The organism is Streptomyces sp. T12 (genome assembly GCF_028736035.1).
Classification (GTDB): Bacteria; Actinomycetota; Actinomycetes; order Streptomycetales; family Streptomycetaceae; genus Streptomyces.
Window position 1 is genome coordinate 7,622,597 of the sequence record NZ_CP117866.1, and the last position, 19,484, is coordinate 7,642,080.

Below are 19,484 nucleotides of genomic sequence, written 5' to 3' on the forward strand. Positions count from 1 at the left end.
GTCAAAAGACGGGGCGTTCGTACGCGCAGCGACACCGCTTGACCGCGACGAGTGGCCGTACCACCCGATTCCTCTGCCGAAACGTTATGAACAATGGAGCCGACCGTGTCAAAGGCCACAGCCGGCTCCGACGCATCTACGACAACTGCCGTATTGCGCTGCTGACTTGCGCTACCGCAGCCGTGCCATCAGCGCGTGCTCGACCAGCGTGATCAGCGCACTCTTGGCATCGGCCCGGTGCCGGGCGTCGGTGGTGATGATCGGCGCGTCCGGGCCGATCTGCAGCGCCTCGCGCACCTCGTCGGGCGTGTACGGCTGGTGTCCGTCGAAGCCGTTGAGGGCGATGACGAAGGGGAGCCCGCTGTTCTCGAAGTAGTCGACCGCCGGGAAGCAGTCGGCGAGACGGCGGGTGTCCACCAGGACGACCGCGCCGATGGCACCGCGCACCAGGTCGTCCCACATGAACCAGAAGCGGTCCTGGCCGGGCGTACCGAACAGGTACAGGATCAGGTCCTGGTCCAGGGTGATACGGCCGAAGTCCATGGCCACCGTGGTGGTGGTCTTGTCCCCGGTGTGCGTGAGGTCGTCGATGCCCGCGCTCGCGGAGGTCATGACGGCCTCGGTGCGCAGCGGGTTGATCTCCGAGACGGCGCCCACGAACGTGGTCTTGCCCACGCCGAAGCCACCCGCCACCACGATCTTGGCGGAGGTGGTCGCCCGGCCCGGTTCAGAGCTTGCGAAGTCCACTGAGCACCCTTTCGAGCAGCGTCACGTCAGGTGCGCCGCCGTTGTTCTCGTCGCCGCCCGGCTGGTGGATGGCGACCAGGCCGGCCTCAGCGAGGTCCGCGACCAGGATCCTGGCCACGCCCAGCGGCATGGACAGCAGCGCGGAGACCTCGGCGACCGACTTCACCTCACGGCACAGGTGGCAGATGCGCTGGTGCTCCGGGAGGAGCCCCATGAGCGCTGCCGGCTCGGCCGTGGTGCTGATCAGGGCCTCGATGGCCAGCTGGTAGCGCGGCCGGGTCCGGCCGCCGGTCATCGCGTACGGACGTACCAGCGGCTGGTCGCCCTCATCCTCGTACGGCTCCGCGTACGGATCATGAGAGGCGGTGGGCGGGGTCATGAATCCTCCGGGCGGGGACAGCAAGTCGGTCAGTCAAGCCGTCTGGTGAAGGCCGATGGGGGGATTGTGGCGGCCGGACGGTGATTTGGTGAGGCGGGTGGATCCGGGGGTGATCAGTGGAGCAGACTGCCTTGGAGCTCGGCTCGCAGGTCCGGCGTGAGTACAGCGCCCGCCCGGTCGACCAGCAGCGCCATCTCGTAGCCGACGAGGCCGATGTCGCACTCGGGGTGGGCGAGAACGGCCAGGGACGAACCGTCCGAGACGGACATGAGGAAGAGGAATCCCCGCTCCATCTCGACGACGGTCTGTGCCACGTTGCCGCCCTCGAAGATCCGGGAGGCCCCTGCCGTCAGTGAGGTCAGACCCGATGCGACGGCCGCCAGCTGGTCGGCACGGTCACGCGGGAAACCCTCGGACATCGCCAGCAGAAGACCGTCGGCGGATACGACGACGGTGTGGGACACACCCGGGGTGTTGTCCACGAAGTTGGTGATCAACCAGTTGAGGTTCTGTGCCGCCTGGCTCATCTGGCTCAACTAACGCTCCTGCTGGTGAGTGGGGTTCGGGAAGCTGCCGGTCTGGTCGTTACCGACCTGGCGACCTTGCGCGATACCCCGACGGAGATTGGTCAGCCGGCCGCGTACGTCGTCAGGCGCACGCGAGACAGCCGGACCGGATTGGTGCTGTTGCTGCTGAGCCGTGCCCGGGACGAGGTTCGCCCTGGGTACCCGGCGCGGCAGGCCGGAGGTGGTGACACCGCCCGCGGCCGGTTGCCGGACGCGTTCCGCCTGCCGGACGAGGTCGTCGTTCGGCGAGCTGCGCCAGGCGGTCGATGAGGTCCGCTGAGGGGCGGAGGGTGGTTGCGCCGGAGCCGCCGCAGCCTGCTGCTGCGGTGCGGAGGCCGGAGCCGAGCCGCCCGCGCCGGGCTGGTGTCCCTGCGGGCCGCCGTGGAACCAGTTGGTCTCCAGCGTGTCGTACAGCGGCGTACGGCCGTCACCGGGACCCGCCGGCGGCAGCGCCTCGGGCTCCTGGCGGACGGGCCGCTGCTGCGGACGCGGCGGGACCGGGGGCTGCGGGGCGCCGAAGTCGGAACCGCCGCCGTACGTGCCGTTGACCTGGGGCCGCTCGAACTGCCCGGTGGGCTCGGGGTTCTGGCGTCCGGGCAGGGCGTGCTGGCCCGTCGAGCTGCCGTCGTACGCCTGCGGGGAGGCGAACTGGCCCGTCTGCGACGAGTTGTTCTGCCCGTTCGGGGCGCCGAAGACGTCCGAGCGGACGAACTGACCGGTGTTCTGCGGGTTGTACGCACCCGGGGCGGGGGCGTCGAAGTCCGGGCGGGCGAAGTCCGACGGGCCGGCGTTCGAGCCCGGGCCCTGACGGCCGTCGGGGCGACCGATCGCCGGGATCTCCGTGGTCGAGCCTGGGCCCTGGAGGTCGTCGATCCGCGGCATCCGGGAGGTCTGTGCGGGGTCCTCGTCGTGTCCGCGCGGGGTGTCGAGCGAGGCGCGCGACACCTGCGGCTGCGCGTTCTCGTCGCTCCAGCTGGGGCGGGAGGGCTGGTTGCCGCCCGGCAGCTCGGCACGCGGGCCACCGCGCGGCGGCAGCTGCGGCTGGCGGCCACGGCGGCCCTGCTTGCCCTGCTCGTTGCCGGCGGGCGGCGACTGCGGCGACGAGGGGCCGCCCGGCCACGACTGATCGGGGCCGCCGGAGACGCCACGGGAGCCGCCGAAGGAGTCCTGACCCGTGCCCGCGGCCTGGAGCCCCTGCGGAGCACCGGGAGCCTGGCCACCGAACCCGGCACCCGCGCCGGCCGGCGGCCGACCCTGCGGTCCACGCGGTGCACCCGGTCCACTCGGAAGTCCGCCACCGTCACGTCCGGGCAGCGCGGCCCGCGGTCCCTGGCCGGCACCCAGCCGGCCCCCGCCCGAGGCACCGGCACCGAGCGCACCGCCACCCGGCGCACCCGCGCCGAGGGAGCCGCCACCGGCCTGGGCCTGGCGACGGGCGGCAGCCGCACCGGCGGCGGCCTGCGCGGCGGCCGGGCCACCGGAGACACCGGGGCCGTTCGGGCCGGGCTTGCCCGGAGCGGGCTTCTTGCCGCCCTGGGCGACGTCGACGGGCAGCATGACCAGCGCGGTCGTACCGCCGGAGTCGGACGGGCGCAGCTGGATGCGGATGCCGTGCCGCTGCGACAGACGACCGACCACGAAGAGGCCCATGCGGCGGGAGACCGACACGTCCACGGTGGGCGGCGAGGCGAGCCGCTCGTTGATCGCGGCGAGGTCCTCGGGGGAGAGGCCGATGCCGGTGTCGTGGATCTCGATCAGCACACGGCCGTCGGGCAGCGCGTGACCGGTGACCTTGACCTTGGTCTGCGGCGAGGAGAACGAGGTCGCGTTCTCCAGCAGCTCGGCGAGCAGGTGCACGAGGTCGTTGACCACGCGGCCGGCCACTTCGGTGGTCGGCACGGAGGCCAGCTCGATGCGCTCGTACTGCTCCACCTCGGACGCGGCGGCGCGGAGCACGTCGACCAGCGGGACCGGACGGGTCCAGCGACGGCCGGGCTCCTCACCGGCGAGGACGAGGAGGTTCTCACCGTTACGGCGCATGCGGGTCGCGAGGTGGTCGAGCTTGAACAGCGAGGACAGCTGGTCCGGGTCGGCCTCGCGGGACTCGAGCTCGGAGATCAGCGACAGCTGGCGCTGGATCAGACCCTGGGAGCGGCGCGAGAGGTTGGTGAACATCGCGTTGACGTTGCCCCGCAGCAGGGCCTGCTCTGCGGCGAGGCGGACCGCCTCGCGGTGCACGTCGTCGAAGGCCGCGGCCACCTGGCCGATCTCGTCCCGGGAGTGCACACCGACCGACTCGACGGAGGTGTCGACGTCCTGCGGGTCGGACTCGGAGAGCTGCTTGACCAGCTCGGGCAGCCGGTCCTGGGCGACCTTGGTGGCGGTCTCCTCCAGACGGCGCAGCGAGCGGATCATGGAGCGGGCCACGACGAAGGCGCCGACCAGCGAGACACCGAGCACGAGCAGGATCAGCGCACCGGAGATGATCGCCTCGCGCTCGGAGGCGTTACGCAGCTCGCGGGCCTTCTGTTCCATCTCCTCGAGCAGCGTGGTCTCGATGGCGCGCATGCCCTGGATCTTGGTGGTGCTGTCGTCCACCCAGTCGCGGTACGAGCGCTTCTCCAGGTCGACGAGGGCGTTGGGGTTGCCGAGCGCACGGTTGGCGTACTTGTCGCTGGCCGTGATCGTCGGGTTGCCCTCTTCGATCGCCTTCAGCAGGTCGGCGGCGGCCTGCGTGCCGTAGATGCTGCGGAAGCTCTTCATCTCGGACCGCTGGCTCGTCACGGCCGACTCGGCGTAAAGCCGGTCGTTCTCGGAGAGGTCGCCGACGGAGTTGTTGTTGGCGGGCAGGGCCGCCGCGAGGACCGCGCGCTGGATGGAGGCGTACTCCTTGGCGGTGGAGAAGGCGGCCAGGGCACGCGTGCTCTGGATCATCTCCGGGTTGCTGGTCGCCTCCGCCATGTCCTGGGAGAGGCCGAGCAGGTTGGTGATCAGACGGTGGTACGCCTCCACCGTCTGCGTGGAGTTCTCCTTGGCCTCGTACGCGCTGTTGCGGATCTTCGCGATGTTGCTCAGGTCACCGACGAGCTGGACGAGGTTGTCGCGAACACCCTTGAGGTTGCCCTCCTTGCTGGTGCTGTCGATCTCCTCGGAGGCTTCGATGAAGCTCTTCGTGGCCCGGTCCGTCTTGTCCCGGTAGCCCTTGACCGTGTAGTCGGTCGCCTTGGCGCCGTGCGCGAGCGGACCGGCGGACTGGTCGCGCTCCTCCTGGAGCGCCGCGGCGAGCTCGGTGGCCCGCTTGGTCATGTCCGTCAGCAGCCGCATGTTGTCGAGCTGCTGGATGTCGTCCATGTTGTCGCTGATGCGCAGTGCGCCCAGCGAGGTGGCCGCGACCACCGGGAGCGTCAGCAGCGCCACCAGACGCGTGGAGATGCGCCAGTTGCGCAGGGCTATTCGCGCGCCGGGGCCGCTTGAGCCCTTCGGGGCCTTCTTGGCCGGCGGAGCGGAAGGGGCCGCCGCCCCCGGGGACGCCGACACGGCGGGGCGCCCGGAGCGCTCACCGCCCTCGACGGACGGGGCCGGGCCCGGGTTCTGGGCGTGCTGGGGGGAGGGACCTCGGTCGGTCCCGCCGTGCTCCGGCTCCGCCGAAGCGCTGCCATCCCTCTTGAAACGTCCCTGCACTAGCGTCGCAACCTCTGGACCAGGCGCCCCTCCGCGTGAACGGACGGACACGGTGTCGGCGTCGTAGGGAGCGCCCTGAATACGCTCCCTGATGGTCGTGAGTGACCGGCGCTGGCTCCCCCTTCTCGCCGCCACTCGGCGCTCGATGCGCCCCCTGTGCGCCGGCTCGATCCTGCGGCGGTCCGTGGAATTCCAGCACAGTGCAGGGTCTCCAACAAGGTCCGTAGGTCGAGCCGTAACATACGTGACACCACGTGAGGGCGAGATTACCAGCCGTAGAAAGCAATCTTGTCCATAACGGACTTATGCCCGCGAGTTGCTTGTGCGGGACGGGTGTCCCAGTCGCCATGATCAGGAGCGGAATGGTGGGTTCAGGGGGGCAATGTCCGTTTCGTAGGGGTGGATTGCGGGCCTGAATTGCCCGGTTTGCCCGCTGATCCGTGAGCAAACTCACATACCGATCAAGGGGACTTCACGACTTCTCGCGGGAATCGCATGTTTAGCCTGACGCTTTACAAGAGGGATGATTCCGCCAACCCGCGTCGGACGGCAGGTCGCCTGCAGGCCTGCCCCGGCGCTTCGTCACGACAGGACTCAGTTCAACGTGAAGACGACGATGATGTTCCGCACGATAGCCAACCCGCGGCGCACGACGCTGGCGCACCTCGACGACGCCGCCGAACTGCAGACCCCGCAGCAGCCGGAGCACTCCGTCGACCTCCCCGCGCAGACCGCCAACCCCCGGCGCACGGTTCTCGTGGAGGTCCCCGTCGGCGCATCGGCCGGCGCCGAGTAGCCGGTGAGGCTCCCCGGTCGTCCGGGGAGCCTCGCTTCATGCCTTTGCGAGTATTTTTCTGGCCGCGCTCAGCTTTTTCCCGTGCAGCTCGTCGAGCTCGTGGAGCAAGGCCGCGTCTTTCTTCGTCATCGCCTTCTGGATCGCCGACTCGGTCTCGAAACACGTTTCCAGGAGGTCCGTTTTTCGCTTACACGTGATGTCGGCCACTGCCGTTTTCCTCTCGGCGGCCGAGACGTTTCCTGCGAGGAATGACGGCGACTCAGGGAGGCTTCGTAGCTTTCCCCAGACACCCTTCGTCCGGTATTTCTTTCCCCCGGTGCCGCAGCTTTTCCTGGTCTTCCGTTCCCTTCTCGAGGGACCGCTTGCCGTAGAGGACCCGGGCCTGGTCCTTCGTGAGTTCCGCTTTTGGCGCGGCCGGTTGAGGAGGGTGCCGGTACCCATGGCGTCGTGCGTTGTCCACATCCGTTATCCCGTACCGGCGATCCTCTGTGTCCACGGGAGCCGGACTCTTCGCCGGTCGGTAGGTCGGACCGAAGCCTTTCATGCAGTCGCGAGCCAGTAACTGTTCCGCCGAGCCGACCACCTCGTATTCGGCGTCGGTGTAGCTGGCCGGGTGAGGGCCGGGGGCGGTGACGGAGGCCTGGCGGAACTCGGGTCGGACGCCTGCACGGGGTCATGTGCCACTTTTCTGCGGGCGGCGTCCTGGTCCCACTTGTAGTAGTTGTCGCCGTTCCGGTCGAAGTCGAACGAGGCGTTCTCGTTGTACGTCTTGGCGAGCTTCTTGGTGTCCGCGAGAGGTGCGAACGTGTCACAGGCGCCGCCGTAGTTGCTGCGGATGAAGACCGTGGCGATGCTGCCGACGCTCGCGTTCCAGAAGGAAGCCGCGCCGTTCTTCACAGGCAGGCCCTTACCGTTACCGGACGACAGGAACGTGTAACCGGTGAGGTTGGACACGCCGTCATGGGTAAAGGCGGTGCGCGAGCCCTGCTTGTCGCTGTTGTAGTAGAAGACGGCGCAGTCCTTTTCCCAGTCGGGGCAGGTGGGTCTGGCCTCGGCGTGCGCCATCGGCGCCATGCCCAACACCGCCACGGCCGCGGCGGGTATCGCGATTGCGGCGGACCGGGCCTTGCGTGATGCCTTCATGGGTCCCCTCGTTTCTGAATCCGATTGGCCGGTGTCGGATTTCGTGAAGGCCTTAACTGGGCTGACGGGATCACGACAAGCGATTTCTGGCCGGCTGATCCGCGGACAACGGCATCGGTGGGGCTCCGGCTCCGGCGACCGATGATCAAGCCGCCCGACCGGTTAGCCTGGAGCGTCCAGCGTCGGATCGCGGGTCGGCCGCTCCGCCGACACGCACACCAGTTCTCAGTGAGGGGCACCAGGATCCCGTGCGCATCGCCAGATTCTCCATCGACGGGAACGTCGCCTTCGGCGCGGTCGAGGGCGACAAGCCGGACGAGCTCGTCCTCGACATCATCAAGGGCATCCCGTTCGCGGACTTCGAGCTCTCCGGCACGAAGGTGCCGCTGAGCAAGGTCCGGCTGCTGCCGCCGGTGCTCCCCAACAAGGTCGTGGCCTTCGGCCGCAACTACGCCGAGCACGCGCGCGAACTCGGCAACGAAGTGCCCGACGCCCCGTTCGCCTTCTTCAAGCCGTCCACCGCGGTGATCGGCCCCGGCGACGAGATCCAGTACCCGTCCTTCACCGAGGACCTCCACCACGAGGCCGAACTGGCCGTCGTCATCGGCCGCATGTGCCGCGAGGTCCCGCGCGAGCGCGTCAAGGACGTGATCTTCGGCTTCACCTGCGCCAACGACATCACCGCCCGCGACGTCCAGAAGCGCGAGAAGCAGTGGGCGCGGGCCAAGGGCTTCGACACCTCCTGCCCGCTGGGCCCCTGGGTGGAGACGGACCTGGACCTCGAAACGGCGTCCGACCTGACCATCCAGCTCACGGTCAACGGCGAACAGCGCCAGCTCGGCCGTACCAGCGAGATGATCCACTCGATCGAGGATCTGATCGTCAACATCTCCGAGGCCATGACGCTGCTCCCGGGCGACGTGATCCTCACGGGCACCCCGGCAGGCGTCGGGCCCCTCACCGTCGGCGACGAGGTCGCCGTCACCATCGAAGGCATCGGCTCTCTCACCAACAAGGTTGTCAAGCGTGGCTAGCGCACCCGTCCGCGTACGTTTCTGCCCCTCGCCCACCGGTAACCCCCACGTGGGCCTGGTCCGCACCGCCCTGTTCAACTGGGCGTTCGCCCGGCACCACCAGGGCACGCTCGTCTTCCGCATCGAGGACACCGACGCGGCCCGCGACTCCGAGGAGTCCTACAACCAGCTGCTCGACTCGATGCGCTGGCTCGGCTTCGACTGGGACGAGGGCCCCGAGGTCGGCGGCCCGCACGCGCCGTACCGCCAGTCGCAGCGCATGGACCTCTACAAGGAGGTCGCGGCCAAGCTCCTGGACGGCGGTCACGCGTACCACTGCTACTGCTCCCAGGAGGAGCTGGACACCCGCCGCGAGGCCGCCCGCGCCGCAGGCAAGCCGTCCGGCTACGACGGCCACTGCCGCGACCTGACCGACGCGCAGGTCGAGGAGTACAAGGCCCAGGGCCGGGCGCCGATCGTCCGTTTCCGCATGCCCGACGAGACGATCACCTTCACGGACCTGGTCCGCGGCGAGCTGACCTTCACGCCGGAGAACGTCCCGGACTACGGCATCGTCCGCGCGAACGGCGCCCCGCTGTACACGCTGGTGAACCCGGTCGACGACGCCCTGATGGAGATCACCCACGTCCTGCGCGGCGAGGACCTGCTCTCCTCGACGCCCCGTCAGATCGCCCTGTACAAGGCGCTGATGGAGCTGGGCATCGCCAAGGAGACCCCGTCCTTCGGCCACCTGCCGTACGTGATGGGCGAGGGCAACAAGAAGCTCTCCAAGCGCGACCCGCAGTCGTCGCTGAACCTCTACCGCGAGCGCGGCTTCCTCCCCGAGGGGCTGCTCAACTACCTCTCCCTGCTCGGCTGGTCGCTCTCGGCCGACCAGGACATCTTCACGACGGACGAGATGGTCGCGGCCTTCGACATCGCGGACGTGCAGCCCAACCCGGCCCGCTTCGACCTGAAGAAGTGCGAGTCGATCAACGGCGACCACATCCGCCTGCTGGATGTGAAGGACTTCACCGAGCGCTGCCGCCCGTGGCTCCAGGCCCCGTTCGCCCCCTGGGCCCCGGAGGCCTTCGACGAGGTGAAGTGGCAGGCGATCGCCCCGCACGCCCAGACCCGCCTGAAGGTCCTGTCGGAGATCACGGACAACGTCGACTTCCTGTTCCTGCCGGAGCCGGTGCAGGACGAGGCGAGCTGGACCAAGGCCATGAAGGAGGGCTCGGACGCGCTCCTGCGCACGGCCCGCGAGAAGCTGGACGCGGCCGACTGGAGCTCCCCGGAGTCGCTGAAGGAGGCTGTCCTGGCCGCCGGCGAGGCCCACGGCCTCAAGCTCGGCAAGGCCCAGGCCCCGGTCCGCGTGGCCGTCACCGGCCGCACGGTCGGTCTGCCCCTCTTCGAGTCCCTCGAGGTCCTGGGCAAGGAGAAGACGCTGGCGCGCATCGATGGGGCGCTGGCGAAGCTGGCCGCATAGCGCGTTCACACAAGGGCGGCGTCCGGTTCGGGCGCCGCCCTTCGCGTGTCCGCCCAGACGTCACCCGGAGTTCATCGCTCCGGCCAACTCCAGCTTTCCGACCGCACGTTGGATGTCCCCCGTGCACATGAGGTGCGTGTGCACCCTGTTACAGGGGGAGGGGAACGTGACTCGTTCACGAAGACTTGCCACGGTGGCGCTCAGCGGTGCGGTGGCCCTGACGTGCGCCCTGCCGATCGCACCCGCGCAGGCCGCGGAGCCGCCCGTGGGGACGGTCCGGCTCAGCTCGGAGAAGCGGCTGGAGATCCAGTACCTGTGGGCCGGTGCCTCCGGCTTCCAGTACCGCGGGGTGAGCGGTGGCTCCGCCACGTGGGTGGACTACCCGGATGTCGTCCCGCCCGCCCACGCGGGTCCGGACGACCTGGCCACCGGGACCGACGTCGTCAACACCCGCAGCGGCTCCACCGTCACACAGAAGCACCGCTCCACGGGCGCGACCGCCGCCGTCACGATCCCGTCCGGCCAGACCTACAAGGCCGCCGTCGGCTGGAGCGTGCTGACCCAGGACACCGGCGGAGCCCTGCACGTGCTGCGCGCCGCCGCCGACGGCACCACTGCGGACGTCCCGGTCACCGGGCTCCCCGCGGGCGCCCAGCCCACCACCTACGTCACCGGCGGCTCGGTCCGCCGACTCGCGGTCGTCCACACGCTGGACGGCACGAGGTCCGTCGGACTCGTCGACCTCGCGGACGGCACCTTCCGCACGTACGTCACCGGCGTGAGCGCAGACTCGGAGGTCGTCTACAACGACCGCTGGCTGGTCACCGACTGGAAGTCGATCCGTGTCGACGCCGAACCCGGCACCCAGCCCACCACGGTCACGGGGCTGCCCGGTCGGCTCGAAGCCGTCGTGGGGGACCAAGTCCTCGCCGGAAACCCGGACTTCCTCCCAGTCGGCACCCAGCCCGCACTCAACGCCCGCTCCCTCGTGACCGGTGCCACGAGCACCGTGCTCAGTCCGTCCTTCGGCGGAATAGGCCCGACCCTGGACGGCAGCGCACTCGCCACCGCAGGGCCCTCCGGCCTCGACTGGAACATCCACCGGATCACGCCCACCGAGAACGGTGGGATCGCCGCCGAGAAGGTGGCCCAGATCCCCGCCATGGCGACCGGGGCGCAGGGTCTGGCCCTCGCCGGCGGCGAGTTGTTCCTGTACGGCGCGACGCCGGGCGCCGCCAACCGGTTCAGCAGCTTCCAGCTGGACGCCACGGGCAAGCCCACAGGTCAGCAGACCCCCCGCAGCCCGGCGCTGAGCGACCCCACCTGCCTCACCGGCGACGCCGCCTGCCCCCAGCTGGAAGCCCTCGGCGACGGCCGCGTCTCCTACCTGTGGACCAGCGCGGAAGGCCAGGAATCCGTCCTCAACGTCGGCCTCGACACCACGACCATCCGCAACGAGCCCACGGGCGGCGACGCCGGCGGCCGCCTCCCCGGCGGCACCGGCCGTTACGTGCTCTACAACGGCGGCTCCGGCACCCAGAAGGTCGTCGACTTCCCGAGCGGCACGACCGACGGCGAGACCGTCCTCAGCCGCGCCCGCACCGCCGCCGCCGTCTGGGGCCAGGTGATGTGGACCCCCGGCAGCACCCAGGGCTCGGTCGTCGGAAAGCACCTCAAGACCGGCCAGACGGTCGCCACCGTCACCACGGGCGCCCCCTGCACCCCCACCGACATCCAGGCCGTGAACACCTGGCTGTACTGGTCCTGCGGCTCCAACGCGGGCGTCTACGACCGGGCGACGGGCCGCGGGATCACGGTCCCGGCCGACAACGGCCCGGCCCGCCTGGCCGACGGCTTCCTGCTCCGTGAGAACCGCACCACCCACGAGCTGCTGCTCACCGACTTCCACACCGGAACGGCGGCCACCCGCACCCTGGTCAAGCTGCCCACCGCGGACCAGAACACCGGAGGCAGCAACGGCCGCTGGGCCGTCGACCGCTTCGGCGGCCACATCGCCTACCTCAACGGCACGTACGGCGAGGTCTCGATCGTCCCCAGCGGCGTCCCCTCCTCGCCGCTCGCGCAGATGGAGTCCCAGACCGACGCCGTGCCGGGCGGCCCGACGAAGGCAAACCCCTGGCAGCCCGTCTGGCAGCTCAACAAGCCCGCCACCTGGACACTCACCCTGAGCAACAGCAGCGGCACGGTGATCCGCACCCTCACCGGCAGCACCAAGGGCGCCGCCGTCCGCGCCGCCTGGGACGGCTACGGGGACGACGGCCGCCGCGTCACCGGCACGTACACCTGGAAACTGACCGCCGAGCCACGCGACAACGAGGGCCCCGCCCTCACCACGACCGGCACGACCACGGTCAACTGACGGACAGGCTCCCGCCGTCCGAGTTACCGTCGGATCATGAGCATTCGGGCCGTGGTCTGGGACGTGGACGACACCCTTTTCGACTACACCACCGCGGACCGCGTGGGCATGCGCGCGCACCTGCTGGCCGAGGGCCTGCTCGACGGGTACGACAGCGTCGAGCAGGCCATCGTGCGCTGGCGGGCGATCACCGACGCCCAGTGGGCGCGGTTCTCCGCGGGGGAGGCCACCTTCCAGGGGCAGCGCCGCGACCGGGTGCGGGTGTTCCTCGGCGAGGAGCTGACCGACGCCGAGGCCGACGCCTGGTTCGAGCGGTACATCGGGCACTACGAGACGGCCTGGGCCCTCTTCCCGGACGTGCTGCCGGTCCTGGACGCCCTAGCGGCCAGCCACCGGCACGCGGTGCTGTCCAACTCCAGCATCCACGTCCAGGACCGCAAGCTGCGCGTGCTCGGCGTGTACGACCGCTTCGAGGCCGTCCTGTGCGCGGCCGAGCTCGGCGTCTCCAAGCCGGAGGCCGGCGCCTTCCACGCCGCCTGCGCCGCGCTGGAGCTCGCCCCGCATCAGGTGGCCTACGTCGGCGATCACCCGGAGATCGACGGGCGGGGTGCCGCGGACGCCGGGCTGCTGTCGGTGTGGATCGACCGTGACGGCGTGGCCACCAGCGTCGACGCCCCCGGCGGACCGCACCGGATCGCCACCCTCGCCGAACTCCCCGCGATCCTCGGCGCGGATACCCGTTTTGGAGCCCCGTCCACCTTCGGGTAATGTTCTTCCTGCGCCGCCGGGGAGCGGGCCGAAAGGCCGGAACCGACGGAGCAAACTAGAACAAAATCCCCGCAGGGGCTTGCGTTCCAGTGGCCTATGGTGTAATTGGCAGCACGACTGATTCTGGTTCAGTTAGTCTTGGTTCGAGTCCAGGTAGGCCAGCTCGCAGAGCTCATCTGCAAAGCCCCCGTTGTGTAGCGGCCTAGCACGCTGCCCTCTCAAGGCAGTAGCGCCGGTTCGAATCCGGTCGGGGGTACTGATCTCGATCAACTCGGGATCGCTAGGGCCCCCGTTGTGTAGCGGCCTAGCACGCCGCCCTCTCAAGGCGGTAGCGCCGGTTCGAATCCGGTCGGGGGTACTGTCTGGTCTAAACCACATTGGTCTATGGTGTAATTGGCAGCACGACTGATTCTGGTTCAGTTAGTCTTGGTTCGAGTCCAGGTAGACCAGCTCGGACCTGCGGAAACGCAGGCTCCACGCCCCCGTTGTGTAGCGGCCTAGCACGCCGCCCTCTCAAGGCGGTAGCGCCGGTTCGAATCCGGTCGGGGGTACCACATGAAGGCCCTTCGCTTCGGCGGAGGGCCTTCGTCGTGCCCGGCGTCGGCTACTCGAAGCCGTACCGCCGTGTCGTCTCCTCCTCCTGGGCCAGCCGGTGCAGCGCCTGCAGCACCGGCTCGTTGAGGATCGCCCCCAGGATCGCGAACTCGATCTGCTCCTCCTGGGAGGGGTAGGTCTCCATGTTGTCCAGGTCGAGGACGGCTGTCCGGTGCATCAACTCGGCGTACGGCGCGAGCAGTTCGGCCCCGAAGCCGTAGCCGAGCCGGCGGAACGCGGCCACCGCCACCACCAGTGAGCGGTACGCGGGGGAGATGGTCGTGAGCTGCTTGGCGTTCTCCCAGCCGAGCTGGTCCAGGAGTGCGGTGACCTCCTGGTGTGCGGCCTGGACGTACTCGTCGTCCTCGTCCGGCTCCGGCACCTGCGGCAGCGCCCACATCGCCGCGCCGAGGCGGATCGAGCGGCCCAGCGAGTCGTCGTCGACGTGCCCGAGTACCTCCCGGACCGTCGCCACCGGCACCCGGCCGACCTGGATCATCGCGCGGATCAGCCGCAGCCGGCGCAGGTGCTCCTCGTCGTACTCGGCCGTCGTCGTGTTGATCTGGCGGCCGGGCGCCAACAGCCCTTCGCGCAGGTAGTACTTGATCGTCGCGATGGACACCCCGCTGCGCTCGCTCAGTTCCGCCAGTCGCATCTCTTGCGCCCTTCCTTGGGGAGTGCCACTATCCAAGCATCACCAAGAAGGATAGTGCCGCTATCCGACAGGGGAGCCAGGGGGTAGCCGTGTTCGTGAAGCCGACGTCGGGTCGTACGACCGCAGCAGCGGAAGGCGATGTCGTGGTGCTGCTGATCGGTATGCGCATCAACCGCTTCTGGGCCGTGCACCACTGGTTCCCGGTGGCCCTGGCCATGCCGCGGATGCTGCGCGAGTTGCAGAAGGATCCGGAGCGGGGACTGCTCGGGCATGTGCTGCTGACGGCCTCGCCGCGGACGTACTACGTGGTCCAGTACTGGGAGTCCAAGGAGAAGCTCTACGCGTACGCGACCTCGCCCGACATGCTCCACCACCGGGCGTGGGCGATCTTCAACCGCAAGGAGCGCCAGGGCAAGGTCCGCGGGCACGTGGGGCTGTGGCATGAGGCCTACGTGGTGCCCGAGGGGTCGTACGAGTCGATCTATGCGGACATGCCGGCGTTCGGGCTCGCGGCGGCGCACGGGCAGGTGCCGCTGGAGAAGCGAGGGCGCTACGCGAAGGACCGGTTCGCGTACCGGTCGAAGGCGAAGGCGGCCGAAGAAGCCAGGTGACCCGGGGGCGGGGGAGTGGGGAGGGTCTGCCGCGGCGTTGAGGCAGGCCCTCCCCACCGACGTCCCCGACGTCAGCCGGTGCGGCGCAGGGCCTCCGACAGGCGGGCCGCGGCGTCGATGACCGCCTGGGCGTGCATACGGCCCGGGTGGCGGGTCAGGCGCTCGATGGGGCCGGAGACGGACACGGCGGCCACCACGCGGTTCGACGGGCCGCGTACGGGCGCGGAGACGGACGCGACGCCCGGCTCGCGCTCGCCGATCGACTGGGCCCAGCCCCGGCGTCGTACGCCGGAGAGCGCGGTGGCCGTGAAGCGGGCGCCCTGCAGGCCGCGGTGCAGGCGCTCCGGCTCTTCCCAGGCCATGAGGATCTGCGCGGAGGAGCCCGCCTTCATCGTGAGCGTGGAGCCGACCGGGACCGTGTCCCGAAGGCCGGACAGACGCTCCGCCGCGGCGACGCAGATGCGCATGTCGCCCTGGCGGCGATAGAGCTGCGCGCTCTCGCCCGTGACATCACGGAGGTGGGTGAGTACCGGGCCCGCCGTGGCGAGGAGGCGGTCCTCGCCGGCCGCCGCGGCCAGCTCCGCGAGGCGAGGGCCCAGAATGAAACGGCCCTGCATGTCGCGCGCCACCATGCGGTGGTGTTCCAGAGCCACGGCCAGCCGGTGGGCCGTGGGTCGTGCCAATCCGGTGGCCGCCACAAGCCCCGCGAGGGTGGCCGGACCGGACTCCAGGGCGCTCAGGACAAGGGCTGCCTTGTCCAGAACGCCGACGCCGCTACTGTTGTCCATGAAACGATACTCGCGTCTCACTCTGTGAAACGCAAGTTCAATTTTCCGTGGAACGCGCCACTCTGGAAGACACGAAGGCAATGCGGCCCGCAGACAAACGGGCCCGGTGGCGGACGCCCGAACAGGGGCGGCGGGCGCTGCTTCCTCAAGATCTCTAGTTGGGCCGGTGGACGCTTGCCGGCCGGAGGGAAAGCGATGGGTAGGACACTCGCGGAGAAGGTCTGGGACGACCATGTCGTCCGGCGCGCCGAGGGCGAGCCCGACCTCCTCTTCATCGATCTGCACCTGCTGCACGAGGTGACCAGCCCGCAGGCCTTCGACGGCCTCCGCAAGAGCGGGCGCCAGGTGCGCCGGCTCGACCTGACCATCGCCACCGAGGACCACAACACCCCGACCCTCGACATCGACAAGCCGATCGCCGACCCGGTCTCCCGGATCCAGCTGGAGACGCTGCGCAAGAACGCCGCCGAGTTCGGCGTGCGCCTGCACCCGCTGGGCGACGTCGAGCAGGGTGTCGTGCACGTCGTGGGCCCGCAGCTGGGTCTGACCCAGCCCGGCATGACGGTCGTCTGCGGCGACTCCCACACCTCCACGCACGGCGCCTTCGGCGGCCTGGCGTTCGGCATCGGCACCTCCCAGGTGGAGCACGTGCTGGCCACCCAGACGCTGCCGCTGGTCCGCCCCAAGACCATGGCCATCACGGTCAACGGCGAACTGCCCGACGGCGTCACCGCCAAGGACCTGATCCTGGCGATCATCGCCAGGATCGGCACCGGCGGCGGCCAGGGCTACGTCCTGGAGTACCGCGGCTCCGCCATCGAGAAGCTCTCGATGGAGGCCCGCATGACCATCTGCAACATGTCGATCGAGGCCGGTGCCCGCGCGGGCATGATCGCCCCCGACCAGACCACCTTCGACTACCTCGAGGGCCGTCCGCACGCGCCCAAGGGCGAGGACTGGGACGCGGCCGTCGCGTACTGGAAGACGCTGAAGACGGACGAGGACGCCGAGTTCGACGCCGAGGTCGTCATCGAGGCCGCCGAGCTGTCGCCGTTCGTCACCTGGGGCACCAACCCGGGCCAGGGTGCGCCGCTTTCGGCGTCCGTCCCCGACCCGGCTTCGTACGAAGACGCTTCGGAGCGCCTCGCCGCCGAAAAGGCCCTGGAATACATGGGGTTGGAGGCCGGTCAGCCGCTGCGCTCCATCAAGGTGGACACCGTCTTCGTAGGCTCCTGCACCAACGGCCGGATCGAGGACCTGCGCGCCGCCGCCGAGCTCCTCAAGGGCCGCAAAGTCGCCGACGGCCTGCGGATGCTGGTTGTTCCGGGCTCCGCGCGGGTGGGTCTGCAGGCCGTCTCCGAGGGCCTGGACGTGGTCTTCAAGGAGGCCGGCGCCGAGTGGCGGCACGCGGGCTGCTCGATGTGCCTGGGCATGAACCCCGACCAGCTGGCCCCCGGTGAGCGCTCGGCGTCCACCTCCAACCGCAACTTCGAGGGGCGGCAGGGCAAGGGCGGTCGTACGCACCTGGTGTCGCCGCAGGTCGCGGCGGCCACCGCGGTCCTGGGCCACCTGGCCTCCCCGGCCGACCTGTCCGACGCCGAGACCCGTACGCCCGCTGGAGTCTGAGAAGTCATGGAAGCATTCACCACGCACACCGGCCGGGCCGTCCCGCTGCGCCGCTCCAACGTCGACACCGACCAGATCATCCCTGCTCACTGGCTCAAGAAGGTGACTCGGGACGGGTTCGAGGACGGGCTGTTCGAGGCCTGGCGCAAGGACGAGACGTTCATCCTCAACCAGCCCGAGCGCCAAGGCGCCACGGTCCTGGTCGCCGGTCCCGACTTCGGCACCGGTTCCTCCCGTGAGCACGCCGTGTGGGCGCTGCAGAACTACGGCTTCAAGGCCGTCATCTCCTCGCGCTTCGCGGACATCTTCCGCGGCAACTCGCTCAAGAACGGCCTGCTCACGGTGGTTCTGGAGCAGAAGATCGTGGACGCGCTGCAGGAGCTCACCGAGAAGGACCCGCAGGCCGAGATCACGGTCGACCTCGAGGCCCGTGAGGTGCGCGCCGAGGGCATCACCGCCTCCTTCGAGCTGGACGAGAACTCCCGCTGGCGGCTGCTGAACGGCCTCGACGACATCTCGATCACCCTGCAGAACGAGGCCGACATCGCCGCCTACGAGGCGAAGCGGCCGTCGTTCAAGCCGCGCACGCTCCAGGCCTGAGCCAAGGCTTCGGCGCAAGGCGACTTTCGGCCACCGCAACACCCGCGCAGTACCCCCGATCAGCCCCGATCGGGGGTACTGCCATGTCTGCACCCGAACGGCCCTGCGCGGCGTGGGTGCGGTACTCAACTTCCCACGTTACGACGGGTGTTGCTGGGGTACGCGAGTCTTGTAGCCGTGGCTTCCGCAAGTGCCCGGAAGGCCATTTGAGGCCGGAGTTGCACCCCTGGCAGGCGACAACTCGCCCCAGATGGCACAATCTGTGCATGGAACACGACGGCCAACTCGAGCTCTATGCGGCAGTCGCGGACCAACTGAAGGAAGCGCATGCAAGGGTGCGCGCACTGCAAGTCCCGGAGGGCGTACGGATGGCGCTGACCCGGAAGCTGCTGGTCATTACGGCCGCGGCCAAACACGACGTCGCCGAAGCGACAAGGCGCCTGGAGGCGTTCATCGCGGACCTCGACGCGGGGCGATTCCCCGAAGAGGAACGCTGAACACCTTCAAGACCGTCGAGTCTGTTGCGGCACAAGGGTGATTAGCCCGTTTCGTGTTTGATTTGCGGTATATATCTGCCTAACGTGCGAAAAAGCTTGAACACTTTCGTTCTGGCGATGTCTCCGAAGGGGAAGACGTGAACAAGGCGCAGCTCGTAGAAGCGATTGCCGACAAGATGGGCGGCCGTCAGCAGGCCGCCGAGGCTGTCGACCATGTACTGGACGCCATCGTCCGCGCGGTCGTCGCGGGTGAGCGGGTCTCGGTCACCGGCTTCGGTTCGTTCGAGAAGGTCGACCGACCTGCTCGTTATGCCCGTAACCCCCAGACGGGCGAGCGGGTTCGGGTCAAGAAGACCTCCGTCCCGCGCTTCCGTGCGGGTCAGGGCTTCAAGGACCTGGTGAGCGGCTCGAAGAAGCTCCCGCGGGGCGGCGAGGTCGCGGTCAAGAAGGCGCCCAAGGGCAGCCTGACCGGTGGTGCCGCGGCGACGGTCAAGAAGGCCGCCGCGAAGAAGACCACCAAGGCGGCCGCCGCGAAGAAGGTGGCGGCGAAGAAGACGACGGCCAAGAAGACCACGGCCGCCGCCAAGAAGGCCACCGCGAAGAAGGCGCCGGCGAAGAAGACCACGACGACCGCCAAGACCACCGCGGCGAAGAAGACCACCGCGAAGAAGGCGACGGCCAAGAAGGCCCCGGCGAAGAAGGCGACCGCCAAGAAGGCGCCCGCCAAGAAGTCGACGGCTCGCAAGACCACCGCCAAGAAGGCCACCGCCCGCAAGAGGTAGAACCGCAGGGGCACTCACGCGCCGGGCCGGACTCCGTGTGGAGTCCGGCCCGCGGCGTGTTCGGAATGCGCTGGTGAGTTCGCTGTGGTTCTGACTTCGCTGTGGTTCAGAGGGTCTGCAACGTCACCAGGGTGATCCGCAGGGCCTCGCCCTCACCCTCCGTCTCGATGCGCACCCGCTGGCCGGGGCGCAGCAGCCTCAGGCCGCCTGCGTCGAACGCCGGGGCGTCGAAGGGGACAGGGGTGCCGTCGTCCAGCAGCACGCTGCCGGTGCGGGTTTCGGCGTCGTAGGTGTATGCGGTTGCCTGCATGACTGCAACCCTACGACGGGTTGTGATGATGTGCGGCGCCATAGGGGCTGGTCGCGCCC

At 69.3% G+C, this 19,484-nt stretch carries 19 protein-coding genes and 5 tRNA genes; 15 read left to right on the plus strand and 9 right to left on the minus strand.

Translation table 11 applies throughout. The features are described 5' to 3' along the window. Nucleotides 1-171 precede the first annotated feature (171 nt). The 4 genes from PBV52_RS34365 to PBV52_RS34380 all read right to left on the minus strand — a co-directional run bounded on the left by PBV52_RS34365 (nucleotide 172) and on the right by PBV52_RS34380 (nucleotide 5,373). Nucleotides 172-747: an ATP/GTP-binding protein gene (locus PBV52_RS34365; RefSeq protein ID WP_030051303.1), complete on the minus strand. Its 576-nt coding sequence runs from the start codon at nucleotides 745-747 to the stop codon at nucleotides 172-174. Next, nucleotides 728-1,126: a DUF742 domain-containing protein gene (locus PBV52_RS34370; RefSeq protein WP_274243626.1), complete on the minus strand. Its 399-nt coding sequence runs from the start codon at nucleotides 1,124-1,126 to the stop codon at nucleotides 728-730. The genes PBV52_RS34365 and PBV52_RS34370 overlap by 20 nt, the downstream gene beginning before the upstream one ends. Before the next feature lie 113 nt (nucleotides 1,127-1,239). Continuing rightward, the gene (locus PBV52_RS34375) at nucleotides 1,240-1,653 is read right to left on the minus strand and encodes a roadblock/LC7 domain-containing protein (RefSeq protein ID WP_003973453.1); all 414 of its coding nucleotides are present in this window, start codon (nucleotides 1,651-1,653) and stop codon (nucleotides 1,240-1,242) included. Between the two features lie 9 nt (nucleotides 1,654-1,662). Further along, nucleotides 1,663-5,373 carry a nitrate- and nitrite sensing domain-containing protein gene (locus PBV52_RS34380; protein ID WP_274243627.1) on the minus strand — a complete coding sequence of 1,237 codons (3,711 nt, stop codon included), beginning with the start codon at nucleotides 5,371-5,373 and terminating at the stop codon, nucleotides 1,663-1,665. Nucleotides 5,374-5,977: 604 nt separating this feature from the next. Between PBV52_RS34380 and PBV52_RS34385 the strand changes: the two genes are divergently transcribed. Beyond that, nucleotides 5,978-6,169 (plus strand): hypothetical protein, encoded by a 192-nt coding sequence (locus PBV52_RS34385; RefSeq protein WP_274243628.1) that lies wholly within the window; start codon nucleotides 5,978-5,980, stop codon nucleotides 6,167-6,169. 36 nt (nucleotides 6,170-6,205) lie between these two features. On the opposite strand, the gene PBV52_RS34390 is transcribed toward PBV52_RS34385, so the two are convergent. After that, nucleotides 6,206-6,610 (minus strand): hypothetical protein, encoded by a 405-nt coding sequence (locus tag PBV52_RS34390; RefSeq protein ID WP_274243629.1) that lies wholly within the window; start codon nucleotides 6,608-6,610, stop codon nucleotides 6,206-6,208. Nucleotides 6,611-6,709: 99 nt separating this feature from the next. Beyond that, nucleotides 6,710-7,312 (minus strand): hypothetical protein, encoded by a 603-nt coding sequence (locus PBV52_RS34395; RefSeq protein ID WP_274243630.1) that lies wholly within the window; start codon nucleotides 7,310-7,312, stop codon nucleotides 6,710-6,712. A gap of 248 nt (nucleotides 7,313-7,560) precedes the next feature. On the opposite strand from PBV52_RS34395, the gene PBV52_RS34400 reads away from it, so the two are divergent. The 9 genes from PBV52_RS34400 (at nucleotide 7,561) to PBV52_RS34440 (ending at nucleotide 13,516) form a co-directional block, all read left to right on the plus strand. Beyond that, nucleotides 7,561-8,346 (plus strand): fumarylacetoacetate hydrolase family protein, encoded by a 786-nt coding sequence (locus tag PBV52_RS34400; RefSeq protein ID WP_274243631.1) that lies wholly within the window; start codon nucleotides 7,561-7,563, stop codon nucleotides 8,344-8,346. After that, nucleotides 8,330-9,814, plus strand: a complete 1,485-nt coding sequence (gene gltX / locus PBV52_RS34405) for a glutamate--tRNA ligase (RefSeq protein WP_274243632.1) — start codon at nucleotides 8,330-8,332, stop codon at nucleotides 9,812-9,814. The genes PBV52_RS34400 and gltX overlap by 17 nt, the downstream gene beginning before the upstream one ends. Before the next feature lie 166 nt (nucleotides 9,815-9,980). Beyond that, nucleotides 9,981-12,194 carry a FlgD immunoglobulin-like domain containing protein gene (locus tag PBV52_RS34410; RefSeq protein WP_274243633.1) on the plus strand — a complete coding sequence of 738 codons (2,214 nt, stop codon included), beginning with the start codon at nucleotides 9,981-9,983 and terminating at the stop codon, nucleotides 12,192-12,194. A gap of 36 nt (nucleotides 12,195-12,230) precedes the next feature. Next, nucleotides 12,231-12,962, plus strand: coding sequence for an HAD family hydrolase (locus tag PBV52_RS34415; protein ID WP_274243634.1), 732 nt, complete (start codon nucleotides 12,231-12,233; stop codon nucleotides 12,960-12,962). Between the two features lie 90 nt (nucleotides 12,963-13,052). Continuing rightward, nucleotides 13,053-13,124: transfer RNA gene (locus tag PBV52_RS34420), tRNA-Gln, on the plus strand. 21 nt (nucleotides 13,125-13,145) lie between these two features. Further along, nucleotides 13,146-13,218 (plus strand) — tRNA-Glu (locus PBV52_RS34425). Nucleotides 13,219-13,247: 29 nt separating this feature from the next. Continuing rightward, nucleotides 13,248-13,320: transfer RNA gene (locus tag PBV52_RS34430), tRNA-Glu, on the plus strand. A gap of 20 nt (nucleotides 13,321-13,340) precedes the next feature. Beyond that, nucleotides 13,341-13,412, plus strand: a tRNA-Gln gene (locus PBV52_RS34435). Between the two features lie 28 nt (nucleotides 13,413-13,440). Next, nucleotides 13,441-13,516 (plus strand) — tRNA-Glu (locus PBV52_RS34440). A 50-nt stretch (nucleotides 13,517-13,566) separates the two neighbouring features. Here PBV52_RS34440 and PBV52_RS34445 read toward each other — a convergent pair. Next, a complete protein-coding gene (locus PBV52_RS34445) occupies nucleotides 13,567-14,211 on the minus strand; it encodes a MerR family transcriptional regulator (RefSeq protein WP_274243635.1) in 645 nt (214 codons plus the stop codon). An 89-nt stretch (nucleotides 14,212-14,300) separates the two neighbouring features. Here PBV52_RS34445 and PBV52_RS34450 point away from each other — a divergent pair, with 89 nt between their 5' ends. Further along, on the plus strand, nucleotides 14,301-14,822 hold the full coding sequence (locus PBV52_RS34450) for a DUF4188 domain-containing protein (protein WP_274243636.1): 522 nt from the start codon (nucleotides 14,301-14,303) through the stop codon (nucleotides 14,820-14,822). Nucleotides 14,823-14,893: 71 nt separating this feature from the next. Here PBV52_RS34450 and ndgR read toward each other — a convergent pair whose 3' ends face one another. Next, nucleotides 14,894-15,610, minus strand: coding sequence for an IclR family transcriptional regulator NdgR (gene ndgR / locus PBV52_RS34455; protein WP_015036427.1), 717 nt, complete (start codon nucleotides 15,608-15,610; stop codon nucleotides 14,894-14,896). Between the two features lie 195 nt (nucleotides 15,611-15,805). Between ndgR and leuC the strand changes: the two genes are divergently transcribed. From leuC to PBV52_RS34475, 4 genes are all read left to right on the plus strand, one after another. Next, nucleotides 15,806-17,236, plus strand: a complete 1,431-nt coding sequence (leuC, locus tag PBV52_RS34460; protein ID WP_274243637.1) for a 3-isopropylmalate dehydratase large subunit — start codon at nucleotides 15,806-15,808, stop codon at nucleotides 17,234-17,236. Between the two features lie 6 nt (nucleotides 17,237-17,242). After that, the gene (gene leuD, locus PBV52_RS34465) at nucleotides 17,243-17,836 is read left to right on the plus strand and encodes a 3-isopropylmalate dehydratase small subunit (protein ID WP_274243638.1); all 594 of its coding nucleotides are present in this window, start codon (nucleotides 17,243-17,245) and stop codon (nucleotides 17,834-17,836) included. 266 nt (nucleotides 17,837-18,102) lie between these two features. After that, nucleotides 18,103-18,333, plus strand: a complete 231-nt coding sequence (locus PBV52_RS34470; RefSeq protein WP_274243639.1) for a hypothetical protein — start codon at nucleotides 18,103-18,105, stop codon at nucleotides 18,331-18,333. A gap of 137 nt (nucleotides 18,334-18,470) precedes the next feature. After that, nucleotides 18,471-19,115 (plus strand): HU family DNA-binding protein, encoded by a 645-nt coding sequence (locus PBV52_RS34475; protein WP_274243640.1) that lies wholly within the window; start codon nucleotides 18,471-18,473, stop codon nucleotides 19,113-19,115. Nucleotides 19,116-19,221: 106 nt separating this feature from the next. Here the strand turns inward: PBV52_RS34475 and PBV52_RS34480 are convergent, their stop codons facing one another. Further along, the gene (locus PBV52_RS34480; RefSeq protein ID WP_274243641.1) at nucleotides 19,222-19,425 is read right to left on the minus strand and encodes a hypothetical protein; all 204 of its coding nucleotides are present in this window, start codon (nucleotides 19,423-19,425) and stop codon (nucleotides 19,222-19,224) included. Between the last annotated feature and the right edge of the window lie 59 nt (nucleotides 19,426-19,484).